This window comes from Pseudomonas sp. AP19, from assembly GCF_001728855.1.
GTDB lineage: Bacteria > Pseudomonadota > Gammaproteobacteria > Pseudomonadales > Pseudomonadaceae > Aquipseudomonas > Aquipseudomonas fluorescens.
This window is the reverse complement of record NZ_LXJP01000016.1, coordinates 1-16,801: the sequence shown is the minus strand read 5'-3', so window position 1 is coordinate 16,801 and position 16,801 is coordinate 1. Positions and strand designations below refer to the sequence as shown.

The following is a 16,801-nucleotide window of genomic DNA, read 5'->3' as shown; positions in this document are numbered from 1 at the left end:
TACAAGAGGAAAGACTCGTGGCCGATGCTATCGAAGAAAGCCGCTATGCCCGATTTGCCCTGCGTTGCTCCAACTTCGCCGAACGCTGGTTTCCTGACTCCTGGGTGTTTGCCGCCCTCGCCGTGATTATCGTCGCCGTGGCGACCCTGGGCATGGGCGCCGCGCCGACCGAGGCCGCCAAAGCCTTCGGTGATGGGTTCTGGAGCCTGATCCCGTTCACCATGCAGATGGCGTTTGTGGTGATCGGCGGTTATGTGGTGGCCAGCTCGCCACCGGCGGTGAAGCTGATTGACCGCCTGGCGCGCATCCCGAAAAACGGCCGCTCGGCTGTGGCGTGGGTGGCGTTGATCTCGATGGTCGCCTCCCTGCTCAACTGGGGCTTGTCCCTGGTGTTCGGCGGCTTGCTGGTGCGCGCGCTCGCCCGCCGCACGGATTTGCGCATGGATTACCGCGCAGCCGGGGCCGCCGCCTACCTGGGCCTGGGCGCGGTGTGGGCGTTGGGGCTGTCGTCGTCGGCCGCGCAACTACAGGCCAACCCCGCCAGCTTGCCGCCGTCGATTCTGTCGATTACCGGGGTGATTCCGTTCACTGAGACGATCTTTCTGTGGCAATCCGGGGTGATGTTGCTGGCGTTGATCGTGGTTTCGCTGATCATCGCCTACGCCACCGCGCCTGGGCCGAACAGCGCCCGTGATGCCAAAGCCTGCGGCGTCGACCCGGCCTTCAACCTGCCCAAGATTCAAGCGCCAAGCCGTCCGGGCGAATGGTTGGAGCACAGCCCGCTGCTGACCATTCTGCTTGCATTGCTGGCGGCAGGTTGGTTATTCCATGAGTTTTCGACCAAGCCGGCGATCAGCGCCATTTCAGGGCTGAACACCTATAACTTCCTGTTCATCATGGTTGGCGCACTGCTGCACTGGCGCCCGCGCAGTTTCCTCGATGCAGTGGCGCGTGCCGTGCCGACCACCACCGGCGTGCTGATCCAGTTTCCGCTGTATGGCTCGATCGCTGCATTGATGACCGTGGTCAAGGGCGGCGACGGCCAGACCCTGGCGCACCATATCTCGACCTTCTTTACCTCCATCGCCTCTCACGACACCTATGCGTTGTTGATGGGCGTGTACTCGGCGGTGCTGGGTTTCTTTATTCCATCGGGGGGCGGCAAGTGGATCATCGAAGCGCCTTACGTGATGCAAGTGGCCAATGAGCTGCAATACCACTTGGGCTGGGCGGTACAGATCTACAACGCTGCCGAGGCGCTGCCGAACTTGATCAACCCGTTCTACATGCTGCCGTTGCTCGGCGTGTTGGGGCTGAAGGCACGAGACCTGATTGGTTTCTCGTTTGTGCAACTGCTGGTGCACACGCCGTTGGTGTTGTTCCTGCTTTGGGCGCTGGGCACCACGCTCAAATACCTGCCTCCCGTGATGCCGTAAACGCTTCTGTCACATTGCCTGCTTAAGCTTCGCCCTCAGGCCCGGCACCGCCTCTGGCCCCTTGATCGACCGTCAATCGATCACGGGGCACAGGGTGCATTGCAGCGCGGCCACGTTACGAAACCCGATAGTCATCATCAGAACCCTTATGCCCTAAGGCCTCGCCTTATAGACTGAAGCGTTTAAGCTTTGCCATATTTGATGCCTTTTCAACGAAACATCCAGCAACAAATAAACCAAAAACAGCCGTGAGATGCCTCGGATGACCGAAGAAACCGAAGACCCGAAAGCCACCCAAAATGCCGCCGATACGCTCCCCGATTCAAGCCGTCGACGCTTTTTAGGAGGGGTTGCCGTACTGGGCGCCGGGGCGACCCTGAGCGCCTGCGGTGGGCCCGCTGAACCGCCTGGGCCGGTAGTCACCCGCGAACTGTCGCCAGCTGAGCTGGACAAGGCCCTGCACGATAACGTGAAGAATGTGGTGGTCATCTACGGCGAAAACCGCAGTTTCAACAATCTGTTTGCCGACTTCCCCGGTGTGCAAAGCCCACTGTCCGCTCTCAAGCCCGCCGACTATCAGCAGCGCGACCGCGACGGCAGCCTGCTGGAGACGCTGCCGCAGGTATGGGGCGGCGTCACTCAGTTGGGGCCGCAGACGATTGACGGCGTGCTTTACCCCAACGCCACCCAATATCAGGAACACTTGCCCAACGCGCCCTACGCATTGAAGGGGCCGAACGGCGAAGACCTGCCGTTGGGCTTGGTCACCCGCGACCTGTGGCATGTGTTCTATCAGAACCAGATGCAGATCAATGGCGGCAAGAACGACCTGTTTGTCGCCTGGGCCGACTCCGGTGCGCTGACGTTTGGCTATTACCCGCAAACGCGTTACTCGCTGCGCTTGTGGGACGTCGCCAGGGAGTTCGTGTTGTGCGACAACTTCTTCCAGGGTGCCTTTGGTGGTTCGTACCTCAACCACCAATACTTGATCAGTGCTCAAGTGCCGTTTTACCCGGATGCCGCCAACTCGGTGGCTAAATCGCAGATCGCCACGCTGCAGAGCGACGACCCAACCGACACGCGCCTCAAGCCGTTGGACAAGTCACCGGCCAGCGCCATGACCGGCCCGCCGCAGTTCGGGCCCAGCGCACTGACGCCGGACGGCTATGCGGTAAACACCATGGCGCCTCCGTACTGGCCCACCTGGATCCGCGACCCGGAGCGCCCGGACTACGCCAAACCCGACCTGCCCAGCGTGCTGGTGCCGCAGTCTCACGAACACATCGGCGACAAGCTGTCGAAGAAGAACGTCGATTGGGCCTGGTACGGCGGTGCCTGGCAGGCGACGATCGACGAGCACAAGGATTCGGCGGCGATTCCCAAGATCCCCAGCTTTCAGTATCACCACCAGCCGTTCAACTACTTCAAGCAGCAAGGTCCGGAAAATCCGCTGGAGCGCAAGAAACGCCTGCGCGACGGTGGCCTGGGCGATGAACCGAGCACCAATCACTTCCTGGCGGATGCCCAGGCGGGGACACTGCCGGCGGTGAGCTTCTACAAACCGCAGGGCAACCTCAACATGCACGCCGGTTACGCCGACGTGGCCTCCGGCGACCGCCATATCACCCGTGCCCTGAAAGTGTTGCAGGAGAGCCCGCAGTGGAAAAACATGGTGGTGATTATCACCGTCGATGAGAACGGCGGCTGGTGGGACCACGTTGCACCGCCCAAAGGCGACCGCTGGGGCCCGGGCACGCGTATCCCGGCGTTGGTTATTTCGCCGTTTGCGCGCAAAGGCACAGTCGACCATACGGTGTACGACACCGCGTCGATCCTGCGCTTGATCACCCGCGTGTTCCAGCTGGAAAAACTGGACGGCCTCAAGCTGCGCGACGACGCCATGATTGCGCGCGGCCAGAAGCCCATGGGCGATCTGAGCAACGCCTTGCAGTTCAAGGTGTAGGTTTTCTTATCCAATAGCGACATGCCCAGCGATTTAGCACGCGGTTTTCCTGGTCAACCGCTACTGTGTGCAAGTGGGCTTTCACCCCGCGCAGACGGGCTTTCGCTGACAAGGAAACAACTATGTTTAAACCGACCAGGCTGTCCTTCACCCTGGCCGCACTGCTCGCCAGTGCGGTCGTACAGGCCGACATCGAAGTACCATTGGGCAGCACGCAGCGGGTCACCCAGTTGTTTGCGTTCCCCAATAACTGCAACGTGATCTGCTTTCGGCCATGGACGCTGGAGCAGACCGCCGAGCACTATCTGAACCAAAGCCTGCTGCGCGACGGTTATAGCCGCGCCAAGGTCAGTGTAAAAACCCATGACGGCCAGGTCTCAGCCACGTTCAGCGGCGTGCCCGACCACTATGGCCAGCCACTGACCACGCTGCTCAACACCGCCGACCTGGCCTACCAAGGCGCCAGCAAGCTCAACAGCGACGGCAAGTGGGCTTACAACTGGTACCTGTTCCTGCCGCTGGGCATGGCCCTGGAAAATCGCAAGAGCATCGAACTGCTGCACTTCCCGCCGGACTATTCGCTGACCCAGGCCCAGGATTACCTGGAATCGGCGACCACCGACCGCTGGGCCACGTTGCTCACCGACAATGGCATCCCCGCCACCGAAACACCGGCCTATCAGACCATCATCGATATCGCGCCGATCGCCGCGCCCTCTAATGCGGGCAAGGACCTCGAAAACGTTTACGGCTACTTCGCCGATTACCAGACACGCATGGTCAGGGAGTTGAGCCTGCGCGCCAATGGCTCGTTGCCAATGGTGGCGTTCGGCGCGCCGGTGCGTAATTGGATCAAGCAACAATATGGCCAGACTGTGGGTGTGCTGGGCCTGGCGCAGATCAGCCCGACAGCGGGCAAGACCGTGTCGGTACTGGGCGCCAACCACCCGAGTTACATCTGGTACGCAGCAGATCCGGCAACTTACGACGGTAATGAACAGAAAGCCGATGAGGCCGGCTTGAAGGTGATGGGGCAGGACCTGAGCGCCGCGTGCTGGCAAGCCGGCATGGGGCAGAAACCCGCCAGCGATGCGAATGTACTGCTCAAGGCGTGCATGAATACCTGGCAGGTCACGCGCAAGGAACAGACCTGTGAGTTGTTCTACACCTCGGTGCGCAATCTGCCCCCCGAGCAAGCCAACGCCAAGTGCGCCACACCCGTCATCAAGGCTCAGTTGAAACAACTGAAGGACGCCACTCCAACCCCGGCTGTCCTAGCCCCGGCGCTGTAAGCCGAGCACGCTATAACCGATTTCTACTGTCAGATTTGACAGTAGAAATCGGATCCAACTTCAGCGAATCTTGGGCCGCACCCATCCGCTGCAAGACTGGTAGTCAGCCCCCTTCGCAGGTCGATGCAGCCCAACCCAGGAGAGTTATGAAGACTCAAGCCATGGATCAGGCTAAAACCGCTGTGAGTGACGGCCTTTACCCGTTCAAGACAGTGCTCGTTGAACACGGTTACCCCTCGAACGCCCACTTCCAGGTGGTACAGGACGCAACTGGGCCGGGTGCCAGCATCAAGGCGTGCGTTGCCTTTGACAGCCGCACGCGCATTGCCAGAGTTTCCGGCTACGCCCTGAGCGAACGCCGCTTGCATACCCTGCAACTGTCATCACGCATTCACTTGTATGACCCGTGGTTCAGCGGCCTGCTCTCGCACTCGTGCAACCCGAATGTGTTTTTCGATGCCACGTACCTGGAAGTCTGGACGGTGCAAGCCATCGCTGCAGGCGACCTGCTGACGACGGACTACGCCAATACCGAGGACACGCTGTTCCGGCAGTTCGCTTGCCAATGCGGCGAGCTGAACTGCCGGGGGTGGATCACCGGCAGTGCAGAACCCTTGAACGCCGACGGTCAGGCCTTCATGACCCAGTGGCGGCAGCGCAAACGGCCTTAGACCTCGCCCACTGGCCGCAAGCGATATTGCGGTGGCAGTTGCTCGAAACCACTGATCGTGGTGTTCAGGCTCTTCCAACGACCGTCCTTGATGCCATAGATACAGCCATGGATCGAGAGGCTCTGCCCACGGTGCCAGGCGTTTTGCACAATGCTGGTATGACCCACATTGGCCACCTGTTGAATCACGTTCAGCTCGCAAAGGCGGTCGACGCGCTCTTCTTCAGTGGGTAACTGTGCCAACAGCTCGCGGTTTTCGTAGTAGAGGTCACGAATGGTGCGCAGCCAGCCGTCGATCAGGCCGAACTGGCGGTCCTGCATGGACGCACGCACGCCGCCGCAGCCGTAGTGGCCAGTCACGAGGATATGTTTGACCTTGAGCACGTCGACCGCGTACTGGATCACCGACAGGCAATTGAGGTCGGTGTGCAATACCACGTTGGCCACGTTGCGGTGCACAAACAGATCACCGGGCAGCATGCCGACGATTTCGTTGGCCGGCACGCGGGCGTCGGAGCAGCCGATCCACAGGTATTCCGGGGTTTGCTGGCGGGCGAGCTTGGCGAAGAATTCGGGATCTTCCTGTTTGATCGCATCCGCCCAGCGTTCGTTGTTATCAAGCAGGTCTTGTAGTTCGTTCATCAGGGAAAGCCTCAGGAATGATGCGCAGCTTTGACAGACGACCGCCCGTCCGGGTCACGCCCGGTTCAAGAATAGACCGGTGTTAATTAGCTTGAATCTTTGGGGAGCCGTGCCTGTCCACACACTATAAGCCCCACAGCATGAGGATTGGCCATGACAGATTCACGACGTCCCTACGGCGCTACACAGCCGGAACCGATTGATGACAATGAAGACCGCATGGGCTCGATACGCGAGCTGAATTTTGACGAGGAAGAGCCGACGGCGGAAATCGGCGACGAACTCCCAGCGGGTGAGCGTGAGCACCTGATGCCCGACGAGCGGGTTCGCGAAGCCGGAATGACCGGCGCTTCGACGGAGGACCACGAACCCACCGATGATGACATGAGCCCGGAAACGCTGATTCATGAGGACGGCGCCCGGGATGCGCGGGAGGAAGGTGAAGACAGCCCGGCGGATTACGATCTGAGCATCGTCGATGAAGACGAGATCGGCGGCGGCAATGGGTTGGATGAAGCCGAGTTGGCTGATCTCGACCCGGTAGACGGCAACCGCTGACACACCACAGGCCTCATTGTGAAATGGGGCCCCTTGGGTGCTGGCTTGCCTGCGATGGCGGCAGTGAATCCAACACGGCTATCGCGGGCAAGCCCGGCTCTCACATGGGTTAGGTGTTCAATCGACTAAGGTGCAGGCCATCACGACTGCGTCTTCGCGCCCGCCCACGGCGGGGTAGTAATCGCGTCGACGGCCGATCTCGTTGAAACCGTAGCGCTCATACAGACGGAACGCGCCGGTGTTGCTGTCACGTACTTCCAGGAAGCATTCCCGGGCGTTGGCGGCATACGCGCGGGACATCAAATGTTCCAGCAGCGCCAGGCCCAAACCACGGCCCTGGTTTTCCGGCTTGACGGTGATATTCAGCAAATGCGCTTCATCAAGGATGATTTGCACCACACCGTGGCCCACTTGCTGCTCGCCCTCGAACATCAGCCAGATCTGGTATTTGCCCAGCCCGTCGAGAAAAATCCCGCGAGTCCAGGGATGGCTGAACGCCGCGTATTCGATTTTCAGCACCGCGTCGAGGTCGGCCTCGGTCATCGGGCGGAAGGATAAAGCCTCACTCATCGGTTGTTTTCCAGCGCGCCATCAGCCGGCGCATGGCTTGCCAGACATCAGCCTTACGCTGTGGCTCTTCCATTAATAATTCCAGGCCCGGCAGGGCCCATACCGAGCCCAGACCTTCGACCTGCAGTTCGCGGTACCAGGCTTCGGCATTCGCTTCGCCGGCAAAACGCACAGCGGGCAGGCCGATCAACCACAGGCACACGCAGGGTTCGTCTTCCAGGCGCGCCGACACAAAACCTTGCACAAAATCCCGCGCGGCTTCCGGGCCCTGGTCCATGGTGCCGCGCACCAACAATGGCCAGCGCACCGGGTCGCCGACGATTTGTGGGCTGTCGGGCAGGCCGGCGGCGCGCAGCATGTCTTTTAGCAGCATGTAGGCCGGGTCGCGGGTCTGGAAGCGTTCGCCGGTGGGCAATTCCACCAACAGCAGGCAACGCCCCGCCCGCAGCAATTGCAGGGCAAAGCGTGGCGGCGGCACCACCGGGGCCTTGACCACCGGCGTGGCCTCTTCGGCCACCACGGGTTTGGCGACCGGTGACGGGCGCGGTACTTCGACCTTCGCCCGTTCGACCACAGGACGCGCCTCGGGTACCGGCTTGACCACCGCCACCGGCGCGGCCGCCTCCTCGCCTGAAACCTCGAACGCCTCATAGGGCTCAGGCGCCTGCAGCAGCTCGGGCCGCGATGGGGCGGCAAATGGCAGTTCGGTGCGGGGCAGCCAGTTGACCACCTGCATGGCGGTCAAGTAAGCGCGACGTCGGGACTCGATAAGCACAGCTCGGCCACTTGTGGATAAGTAAAGAGCGGGGATTCTACCGCTGTTCGCTAACAATCGCCCACTGCGCACTGACCGGCTGTGGATAAATCCCGCGCCTGATGCAGTACAATCGCGACTTTTAATCGCCAACCAGCCGGCCATTCCCATGATCGAACCCAAGCGCGTCCTGCGCGCCCTCGCCGAACACTGGGCCTTACTTGAGCCACTGTGCGAACACTTTGACCAAGGCACCTTGAGCCTTGGCGAGCTGCGCGCACAACTGGCCGCCCAACAACTGGACAGCACGCCCCAGGACATCACCAGCCTGCTGGACGTGTGGATTCGCCTGGATATCCTGGTGCCTGTGGCCAAGAGCCCGAACCGTTTCGAGCTCAATGCACAGATCCACGACTTCCTGGCTTATCTTCGCAAGGAGCACCGGCTTGGCCTGTGCCTGGAAATCGAAGCCTACCTGCGCCACCTTGAGCGCCTGGCCGGCTACATCCAGGACGCCTTCGACATCCGCGACGGCCACGACCTGGCCCGTCAACTGCGCCTGCTGGATATGCGCGTACGCGATGTGCTGAAAAAACTCGCCAACGACGAACAGGCCCTCGCTGCCGTGGCCGACCGCGCCAAGACCAGCGACCGCCAGATCCCGTTGCGCCAGCGTTATGCCGAGGTCTTGGCAACCTGGGACGAATATGTCGAACCAATGATCCAACTGGTGAACGCCGACGGCGCCTTCGAGCAAGGCGTGCGCAAGGTCGAAAACGTGCTGTTGCGCATGCTGACCGAGCAACAGCGCCTTGGCCACCTGGTGGACGATGACATGCTGCTGCGCACCCACGCGCGCATCCTCGAAATGCAGACCAGCGCCCAGCTGACCTTGCGTCATGCCCGCGAACTGCTGCTGCCGCTGCGTGAAGAAGCACGTCGGCACAACGCCGTGACCCGTGGCGCGGCGTTGGCGCTGTCGGCCATCCGCCGTAAAGGCCTGGACGCGGTGCCACAGGCAGCGATGCCGATGTTCACTCGGCCGCAAAGCACCTTCCTTGGCAGCGCCAGTCAGGTCGAAGCGTATGTGTATGCCCTGGCGAATTTCGAGCCTAAACCAGCGCGGTTCCCCAAGGCGCACAAATCCCACAAGGGCGAAGCCCAGCGTGCACCGCGCACGGTCAAGGAAATGCTCGAACGCTGCGAAGACGCGCTGCCGATGCCGGACCTGATGACCTGGCTGCTGGAGCAGGAGCCGGACGGGGCCACCGACGAATTGCTGTACTGGTTCTCGCGACTCTCACGCGAGAAACGTTTCAAGCGCGAACGCCTGGAACGCCGCGATTACCACACACACGAGCACCAGGTCAGCCTGCGCTCATTCGCCCTGCTCCCGGCCACGCCTGACGCCGCCGACACCTCTGCGAGCACCGCTTCTGTAAGGACTTCGCATGCATCTTGATCTCTCCGAACTGTCCCAGCTGGCGCCGATCTTTCGCGAGCTGTTCAAGGGTTACCACGTCAGCCGCCGTGACCCGGAGCTGTACGCACAGCTGTCGAACTTCCAGGACCAGTACCGCACGCTGTTCAAGGCACTGGGCTTCGAACTGGTCTGCGATACGCGCGGTTTCTACTACTTCGTGCCGGACTCCGCCATTGCCAGCGCGCAGGTGAACAAGACCGCCCAGCGCCTGGCGTTGTTTACCTTCATCATCGTCGAGCACCTGGCCGACCAGGGCCGCGACCCGATCGCCGTGCTCGACGGCGGCAGCCTGGGCCGCGATGAGTTGCCATCGTTGCTGGAGAAGTACCGCGACCTGTTTATTCAGGCCGAAGTGCAAACCCAGGAAGAGCTCGAAGAAAAAATCATGCGCCGCATGACCCAGCTGGGTTTCGCCAGCGAGGACAACGGTATCTATCGCTTCCTGCCGCCGATGCACCGCTTCCTCGATGTGTGCCTGTCGGTGCAGCAGGACCGCGACCTCGCCGCCAGCGTGCACAGCGTGTTGCCATTGCCGGCGCCGGTGATCATCGATGAAGACAGCGACGAAAAACTGTTGAAGACCGATGACCCCCTCGACTTGAGTGACTTCTCGGACGAAAGCGAAGAAGACGCCCTGGCACGTGCCATTGCCGAAGAACAGGAGACCGACGCATGAGTAAGGAACGCTACGGCATCCGCCGCTTCGCCCTATTGAACACCGCCGGCTACAGCTTGGGGTTGTTCCCGCTGGAAGAGCCGCTGTCGGTATACGGCGCGAATAACCTGGGTAAATCCGCTTCGATCAACGCCCTGCAGTTTCCGATTCTGGCGCGCATGTCGGACATGAGTTTTGGCAAGTACACCCTGGAGCAATCGCGGCGCTTCTACTTTGCCACTGACACCAGCTACATCCTCGTGGAAGTCTCGCTGCCCCACGGCCCCCACGTGATCGGCGTGGTCGGGCGCGGCCCGGGCGGTGGTTTCGGTCACCAGTTCTTTGCCTACGCCGGCAAGCTTGACCTGGCCCACTACCAGAAAAACGACACGTGCCTGCGCCAGAAAGAGTTGTTCACCAACCTTGAACGCGAAGGCCTGAAAGCCTACGAACTCAAGCCGGATGAACTGCGCCGTTTATTGGTGGGTGGCCACACGTCGGTGCCGCTCGACCTGACCCTGATTCCGCTGCGCTCCACCAGCGAGCAGAGCTTGAAGACCTTCCGCGCGCTGTTTATCAACCTGTTGCACATGCGCGAAATCACCGCGGCCAAGCTCAAGCAGCTGTTCCTGGATGCTTTCGAACACAGCTTGCGTTCCGGCAGTGTCGATTACATCGCCGCGTGCGAAGAAGCCTTCCGCGATGTACGACGCATGGAGCAGGATTACAACTCGCTGGTGGCCGCCGGGCCGTTGGTTGAAGCGCTCGCCAATGGCGTCAAACAGCGCGACATTCTGCGCGGCAAATTGCATCGCCTGTCGCCGCTGCTGGACTCGCTGCTCGGCACGTGGTCGGACTACGCCAGTGCGCGCAAGGAAGAACTGACGATCCAGGCCGAGCACTACCGCAACGAGCAGGACGCGCTGCAAAACGATCAGCGTGGCGGCACGCAGGAGCTGATGCGCCTGGAGCGGGAAATCAGCGGCATCCAGCGTTGGTTGGGCGAGCTGTCGGTACTCAAGCATCGCTTTGCACTGGTGGATGACGTCAAGGTGCTGGAGCAGCAATTGCTGGCGGCCAAAGATGCCCACGATGAACTCGCTGGCGCCCTGGCGCAGTCGCGGCAGTTCAGCGCCGAGGATCTGGACGAGCGTTTGCGCGACCTGGAAAAACGCCTGAAGTCGGTCAAGCAGCAACTCGATCACGCGGACAACAACAGCTACGCCAAACTGCGTGAAGAATTCTCACAGCAGGACGTCGAGCGTCTGATGCGTCTGTTCAACAGTTCGTTGTTCAGCCTGCCATTGGGCGAACACGGCATCACGCTGGATGAGGACGGCCAGTGGGTCAAATCCCTGGAGCAGATCCTCGACGGCTTCAAAGGCGAGCGTTTCGAAGTGCCGGGGCTGTCTATCGACATTTCCCACATCGAACCACCTGCATTGCAGGCGCTGGCGGATCGCGCGGCGTTGCGTGACCAGAAAGAACGCCTGGAAAAAGAACTCAAGCAGCTCAAGACGCAACAGGCCGTCGCCTCCGACCGAGCGGCGAGCAAGACGCAGACCGAAGCGCTGTACCAGCAAGTGCTGGATGCGCAGAAGGCCTTGGAAGATTTCCGTCGCGCGCAAACCCTGAGCGCCGAGGAAGGCGAGAAACTGGAACACCTGGCGCAGATGGAAGCGGCGCAGGATGAGCTCAAGCGCTCCAGCGATGCGTTTACCGAGCGCGTCCAGCAGCTGTCGGCCAAGCTGCAATTGGTCGGGCGTCAGATCGGCGATATGGAAGCCAAACAGCGCACGCTGGATGACGCGCTGCGCCGCCGTCAGTTACTGCCGGCGGACTTGCCGTTCGGCACGCCGTTCATGGACCCGGTCGACGACTCCATGGATAACTTGCTGCCGTTGCTCAATGACTATCAGGACAGCTGGCAAGGTTTGCTGCGCGCCGACGGCCAGATCGAAGCGCTTTACGCCCAGGTGCGCCTCAAGGGTGTGGCCAAGTTTGACAGCGAAGACGACGTGGAGCGTCGCCTGCAGCTACTGATCAACGCCTATGCGCACCGTACCGATGAAGCCCTGACGCTGGGCAAGGCGCGCCGTGCGGCGGTCACCGATATCGCGCGGACCCTGCGCAATATCCGCAGCGACTACGACAGCCTTGAGCACCAACTGGCGTTGTTCAACCGCGAGATCAACAAGCGCCAGGTCTCCAACCTGCAGAGCTTTCGCATCGTGCTTGCGCCGAACAAGGAAGCCCTCAAGCATATCGACCAGATCATCCACAGTGCCGGTCAATATGAAGAAGGCGAGACCTTGTCGGTGTTCGACCTCAGCCAGAGCGCTGAGCAGGACAACAAGAACGAAGAGGCCAAGGAATACCTCGCGCGCCTGGTGGCAGCCAACCATAACCAGTTGGGCCTCAAGGACCTGTTCGAGCTGGCGTTCGAGATCACCAAGGTGAACGGCCAGCCAGTGATTCACACCGATATCGATGGCGCGGCGTCGAACGGCACGACCATGACCATCAAGGCCCTGACCAACATGTATTTGTTGCTGCACTTGATGGACCGTGACCAGGCCGGCCGTGTGCGCTTGCCGTACTACCTCGATGAAGCGGCAGACATCGATGAGAAGAACCAGGCAGCGCTGCTCGAAACCAGTTTGCAGCTGGGCTTTGTGCCAATCCTGGCCAGTGTGAAACCGCAGGTGTCCGCCCAGGTGGCGATCGACCTGGAAGGTGGCAGCGGACCGAATGGCATCTACATCGATGAGGCGGACTGGAAGTACATCCGTCGTCACGATGCGGTCAAGGCAACGGTGAATGTGCTGGCGGATGAGCCGGAGCTGGATGAGGTTTAATCCACGGCACTGAAATGCAAAAAGGCCGCGATCTTATGGATCGCGGCCTTTTTTTTGCGGTGTTTTTTAAGGGCCTCTTCGCGAGCAAGCCCGCTCCCACTTTTGACCGCGTTTATCCTGTAGGAACGCAGTCGAATGTGGGAGCGGTGTTGCTCGCGAAGGCCGCGCCTCGGTTTATTTGCCGAGCGGAATTTTAGGCGCCCAAGTCAGCCATTCATCTTCGAACTTGTCGAACAACGGAAAGGTTTGCTGTGGGCGTGCGGCATTGCCCATGCGCTCGCCGTCTGGCGTTGCGAAGGCGATGCCGCCGGCGACGAGGGTTTCCAGGGATTCGGTGCGAACCGTCGCCCCTTTGAACAGGCCGAAGTCGAGTCCAAAACCGCTGGTGTTCCAGAAGCGACTGCCACCACGCACCAGCGGCGCGTATTTGGGCTCGATCAGGATGTGAATCAGCACCCGGTCGGCGGTCTGGCCCAGCTCATAGCCGGTGACTTTGCCGACAGTGACTTCGCGGTAAGTGACCGGGACGCCCTCTTTCAACGAGCCACGGCGTGCAGCGCTGAGTACCAGGCTCAGGCCTGCCTCTTGGTGAACAGCCTCCGGCGGCTTGTCCAATGCGACGAAGCTTTTTTGCGGCCCCAGGTTTTTCGCGGCGGGCAGCACTTCGATGTATTGGCCGGTCACCAGGGTTTCCAGGTTCGAGGTTTTCATCAGGCCCAGTTCAGGCTTGACCACCCAGAACTGGCTGCCTGCGCGCGCGATCCGATCGGCCACTTGGGTAATACGCGCGCTGAGCAGCACGGATTGCATGTCGGCGCTTAGGTCGACGTGCTCGATCTTGCCCACATCCAGGCCTTTGAAACGCACGGGCGTGCCCGGGCGCAAACCGTCGGCGCGATCGACCTTGATGGTCACGAGGGTGCCATGTTGATTGGCCGCTTCACGATCAGCAAACAGACGGAAACGCGGGATGCGTTTTTTCAGCGGCACATTCGGTTCCGGCGTTTCGAAGGCGATACCACCGGCCATCAGGCTGGCGAGGGATTCACTCTTAACCTGGATGCCGCCGGTGAGGCCGCCGGTCAGCGTGACGCCGCTGGCATTCCAGAAACGCGTCGAGCCGTTGACCAGGTTCTCGTATTCCTTCTCGATGTGGACGCCGATCACCAGTTGTTTGTTCTTGCGCGAGAACTGGTAGCTCTGCACCGAACCCACTTTGACCTGCTTGTAGAGGATCGGGCTGCCGACATCCAGGGAGCCGAGGTTGTCCGTGAACAGCACCATGTGCAGGCCTGGGGAACGCAGGTCCAACGGCGGCGCTTTGGCACGCGCGACGAACTCGCGTTGTGGCGCGCTGCCTTTATCGCCGGGGCGAATGGCGATGTAGTTACCTTTGACCAAGGCTTCCAGGCCCGTGATACCCGCCAGGGAGATGGACGGCTTGACCACCCAGAACTGGGTGTCCTGTACCAGATAATCTTCGGCGAGCGGATCGAGGGTCAGCTCGGCGTTGGCACTGGAGAGGTCCGGGTCAATCTTCAGGGTTTTCAGGCTACCGACCTGGATGCCTTTGTACATGACCGGAGTACGCCCGGCTTGCAGGCCCTCGAAGTCAGTGAGTTTAACCTTGACCTTGATGCCGGCTGCAGCAGCGTCGAAGTCTTCGTAGAGGCGGAAGGGCAAGCTCGGGTCGGTGGGTGGGCTGTCCTTGCGATTCTCGGGTGTGGCGAACGCGATACCGCCGGCGACGATGCTGGAGAGGGATTCGCTGCGCACTTTAACGCCGGAGAGGTTCGCGTCGATGCTGATGCCGCTGGCGTTCCAGAAACGTGTGTGTTTGCGCACCAGATTGGCGTAGGTCGGCTCAATGTAGACCTTGATCTCGACAGTGCTCTGGTCTTCGGACAGCAGGTAGCTTTTGACCTGACCGACCTGGATCTGCTTGTAGAACACCGGACTGCCACGGTTGAGCGAACCCAGGCGATCGGCCTTGATGGTCAGGTGGAGGCCGGGCTTGGCGTCTGACAAAGGCGGCTCTTCGGAGAGCGCCTTGAATTTGCGGGTGGGCTCACCGTCGCCAGGGCTGGCGGCAATGTAGTTACCCGAGACCAGGGTTTCCAGGCCCGTGATGCCGGCGAGGCTGACGCTGGGTTTGACCAGCCAGAAACGGGTGTTGGTCTTAAGGTATTGCTCGACATCCTTGTTCATCTCAATGGTGGCGATCACACCGCGATTGCTACCCTCGTCGTCCAGAGCCAGCGTCTTTACCTTGCCCACGGTCATGCCTTTGTAGACCACTTCGGTCTTGTTGACCTGGATGCCCTCGCCGCTTTCAAAGCGGACCTGGATCTCAATGCCTTGCTGGGAATAGGCGCGCCACCCCAACCAGCCGCCAATGATCAGCGCAACCAATGGCAACACCCAGATGGCCGACCAATTGGAAGCTGGGCGGGTTTTAGCTTTTGGCAAATCACTCATGGTCGTCGTCCGACTCCGTGTTGTCCCAAATCAGTCGGGGATCAAAAGTTACTGCGGCAAGCATCGTCAAGATCACCACACTGGCGAATGCTGCAGCGCCAAGATTGGCCTCGACACTGGCAAGTCGCCCAAAGTTAACAACCGCTACCAGGATGGCGATCACGAAGATATCCAGCATGGACCAGCGGCCAATGAATTCGATAAAGCGGTACATAATGATGCGTTGCTGCGCGGACAGCGGTTGGTGGCGCTGCACCGAGAACAGCAACAGGCCAATGCCTACCAGTTTGAATGTCGGTACCAGGATGCTGGCGATAAACACCACGGCAGCGATGGGAAACATACCGTGCTGCACCAACTGAATCACCCCCGCCATGATGGTACTGGGGTCGCCCTGGCCAAGGGAGTTGACGGTCATGATTGGCAACAAATTAGCGGGAATATACAAGATCGCCGCAGTGATCAGTAACGCCCAGGTACGCATGAGGCTGTTAGGGCGACGGGCATGGATCAGTGCACCGCAACGCGTGCAGAGCTGCTCATCGGTGTCGGCCTCTTGCTTGTTCAACTCGTGGCATTCGGTACAAATCAGAATGCCTGCATCAATCGCCCGCATGATCATCCTCTCCTGCCAATGCCTGCCAGATCTGGTGGGGCGACATCACCACCTCAAGCAGAACCTGAACGATTAATAGACTGACGAAGCAGATCAGCCCCAGGCCAATCGTGATAGAGGCCATGTCGGCGAGCTTAACGATCGCGACAAGTACCCCCATCAAGTAGACCTCCAACATTCCCCAATCCTTCAAGTGATGGTAAATGCGATAGAGCAACAGCCCATAACTGCGCCCAATCTTCCAGCGAATGCTAAGTAGCACCGCTAATTGGCAGAGCAACTTGAGCAGGGGAATGCCCATGCTGCACAGGAACACGACAGCCGCCACACCTTGCATACCGGTATCGAACAGGCCGACGACGCCACTCCACACGGTGTCCTCTGACGATTGCCCAAGTAGATTGAGCTGCATGATCGGTAAAAAGTTCGCGGGGATGTACAGCAACAACGCGGCTATTACCAAGGCGAGGCTTCGTTCAACGACGTTGTGGCGATGAGCGTAGAGCTCGTAGCCGCAGCGTGGGCATTGAGCCTTTTCGCCCAGGGCGAGCGTTGGCTTGCGCATCAGCAAGTCACACTCATGGCATGCCACCAGATCATCCAGTGGTAAATCCGACACCTCGGGGGTATCAACCGGATCGGGCATAAATAGGGCTCGGATTCTAAAAAAGGTTAGGTGCCTATTCTAATGGTCTGGTTCAGAAATAACTGTGCAAATTTGTCGGGCAGGATTGAGCGACCTATCGAAAAACACGCGGGGCGATGGTGCAGGTGAGGCAGCGTGCGTACAGGTCAGCACATTGTGGATGCCTATAGCCCTTTGCAC

At 60.3% G+C, this 16,801-nt stretch carries 14 protein-coding genes; 8 read left to right on the top strand and 6 right to left on the bottom strand.

Translation table 11 applies throughout. The features are described 5' to 3' along the window. Positions 1 to 17: 17 nt before the first annotated feature. The 4 genes from A7D21_RS13525 to A7D21_RS13510 all read left to right on the top strand — a co-directional run bounded on the left by A7D21_RS13525 (position 18) and on the right by A7D21_RS13510 (position 5,362). The gene (locus tag A7D21_RS13525; protein ID WP_053254212.1) at positions 18 to 1,436 is read left to right on the top strand and encodes a short-chain fatty acid transporter; all 1,419 of its coding nucleotides are present in this window, start codon (positions 18 to 20) and stop codon (positions 1,434 to 1,436) included. 262 nt (positions 1,437 to 1,698) lie between these two features. Beyond that, positions 1,699 to 3,399 carry an acid phosphatase gene (gene acpA, locus A7D21_RS13520; RefSeq protein WP_053254211.1) on the top strand — a complete coding sequence of 567 codons (1,701 nt, stop codon included), beginning with the start codon at positions 1,699 to 1,701 and terminating at the stop codon, positions 3,397 to 3,399. A 122-nt stretch (positions 3,400 to 3,521) separates the two neighbouring features. Then, positions 3,522 to 4,691, top strand: coding sequence for a hypothetical protein (locus A7D21_RS13515; RefSeq protein WP_053254210.1), 1,170 nt, complete (start codon positions 3,522 to 3,524; stop codon positions 4,689 to 4,691). A 146-nt stretch (positions 4,692 to 4,837) separates the two neighbouring features. Then, positions 4,838 to 5,362, top strand: a complete 525-nt coding sequence (locus A7D21_RS13510; protein WP_053254209.1) for a hypothetical protein — start codon at positions 4,838 to 4,840, stop codon at positions 5,360 to 5,362. Here A7D21_RS13510 and can read toward each other — a convergent pair. Further along, entirely contained in the window at positions 5,359 to 6,003 is a 645-nt protein-coding gene (gene can, locus A7D21_RS13505) for a carbonate dehydratase (RefSeq protein WP_053254208.1), read from the bottom strand. The two genes, A7D21_RS13510 and can, sit on opposite strands and share 4 nt — an antisense overlap. 153 nt (positions 6,004 to 6,156) lie before the next feature. Between can and A7D21_RS13500 the strand changes: the two genes are divergently transcribed. Further along, entirely contained in the window at positions 6,157 to 6,561 is a 405-nt protein-coding gene (locus A7D21_RS13500) for a serine kinase/phosphatase (protein WP_069551923.1), read from the top strand. 117 nt (positions 6,562 to 6,678) lie between these two features. Here A7D21_RS13500 and rimI read toward each other — a convergent pair whose 3' ends face one another. Beyond that, positions 6,679 to 7,131 carry a ribosomal protein S18-alanine N-acetyltransferase gene (gene rimI / locus A7D21_RS13495; protein WP_003188286.1) on the bottom strand — a complete coding sequence of 151 codons (453 nt, stop codon included), beginning with the start codon at positions 7,129 to 7,131 and terminating at the stop codon, positions 6,679 to 6,681. After that, positions 7,124 to 7,867: an energy transducer TonB gene (locus tag A7D21_RS13490; RefSeq protein ID WP_069551922.1), complete on the bottom strand. Its 744-nt coding sequence runs from the start codon at positions 7,865 to 7,867 to the stop codon at positions 7,124 to 7,126. The genes rimI and A7D21_RS13490 overlap by 8 nt, the downstream gene beginning before the upstream one ends. A 187-nt stretch (positions 7,868 to 8,054) precedes the next feature. Between A7D21_RS13490 and mksB the strand changes: the two genes are divergently transcribed. Genes mksB through mksF form a run of 3 tightly spaced genes read left to right on the top strand, consistent with a single transcriptional unit; the run spans position 8,055 to position 12,881 of the window. Beyond that, a complete protein-coding gene (gene mksB / locus A7D21_RS13485) occupies positions 8,055 to 9,347 on the top strand; it encodes an Mks condensin complex protein MksB (protein ID WP_053254205.1) in 1,293 nt (430 codons plus the stop codon). Next, complete coding sequence (mksE, locus tag A7D21_RS13480; RefSeq protein WP_053254204.1) at positions 9,337 to 10,044, top strand: Mks condensin complex protein MksE; 708 nt, start codon at positions 9,337 to 9,339, stop codon at positions 10,042 to 10,044. Before mksB ends, mksE begins: the two co-directional genes overlap by 11 nt. Next, a complete protein-coding gene (gene mksF / locus A7D21_RS13475; RefSeq protein ID WP_069551921.1) occupies positions 10,041 to 12,881 on the top strand; it encodes an Mks condensin complex protein MksF in 2,841 nt (946 codons plus the stop codon). Before mksE ends, mksF begins: the two co-directional genes overlap by 4 nt. Positions 12,882 to 13,055: 174 nt before the next feature. Here mksF and A7D21_RS13470 read toward each other — a convergent pair whose 3' ends face one another. Genes A7D21_RS13470 through A7D21_RS13460 form a run of 3 tightly spaced genes read right to left on the bottom strand, consistent with a single transcriptional unit; the run spans position 13,056 to position 16,621 of the window. Next, the gene (locus A7D21_RS13470; RefSeq protein ID WP_053254202.1) at positions 13,056 to 15,359 is read right to left on the bottom strand and encodes a PqiB family protein; all 2,304 of its coding nucleotides are present in this window, start codon (positions 15,357 to 15,359) and stop codon (positions 13,056 to 13,058) included. Continuing rightward, positions 15,352 to 15,975: a paraquat-inducible protein A gene (locus tag A7D21_RS13465; protein WP_053254201.1), complete on the bottom strand. Its 624-nt coding sequence runs from the start codon at positions 15,973 to 15,975 to the stop codon at positions 15,352 to 15,354. Before A7D21_RS13465 ends, A7D21_RS13470 begins: the two co-directional genes overlap by 8 nt. Beyond that, a complete protein-coding gene (locus tag A7D21_RS13460) occupies positions 15,962 to 16,621 on the bottom strand; it encodes a paraquat-inducible protein A (RefSeq protein ID WP_053254200.1) in 660 nt (219 codons plus the stop codon). The genes A7D21_RS13465 and A7D21_RS13460 overlap by 14 nt, the downstream gene beginning before the upstream one ends. Positions 16,622 to 16,801: the final 180 nt, after the last annotated feature.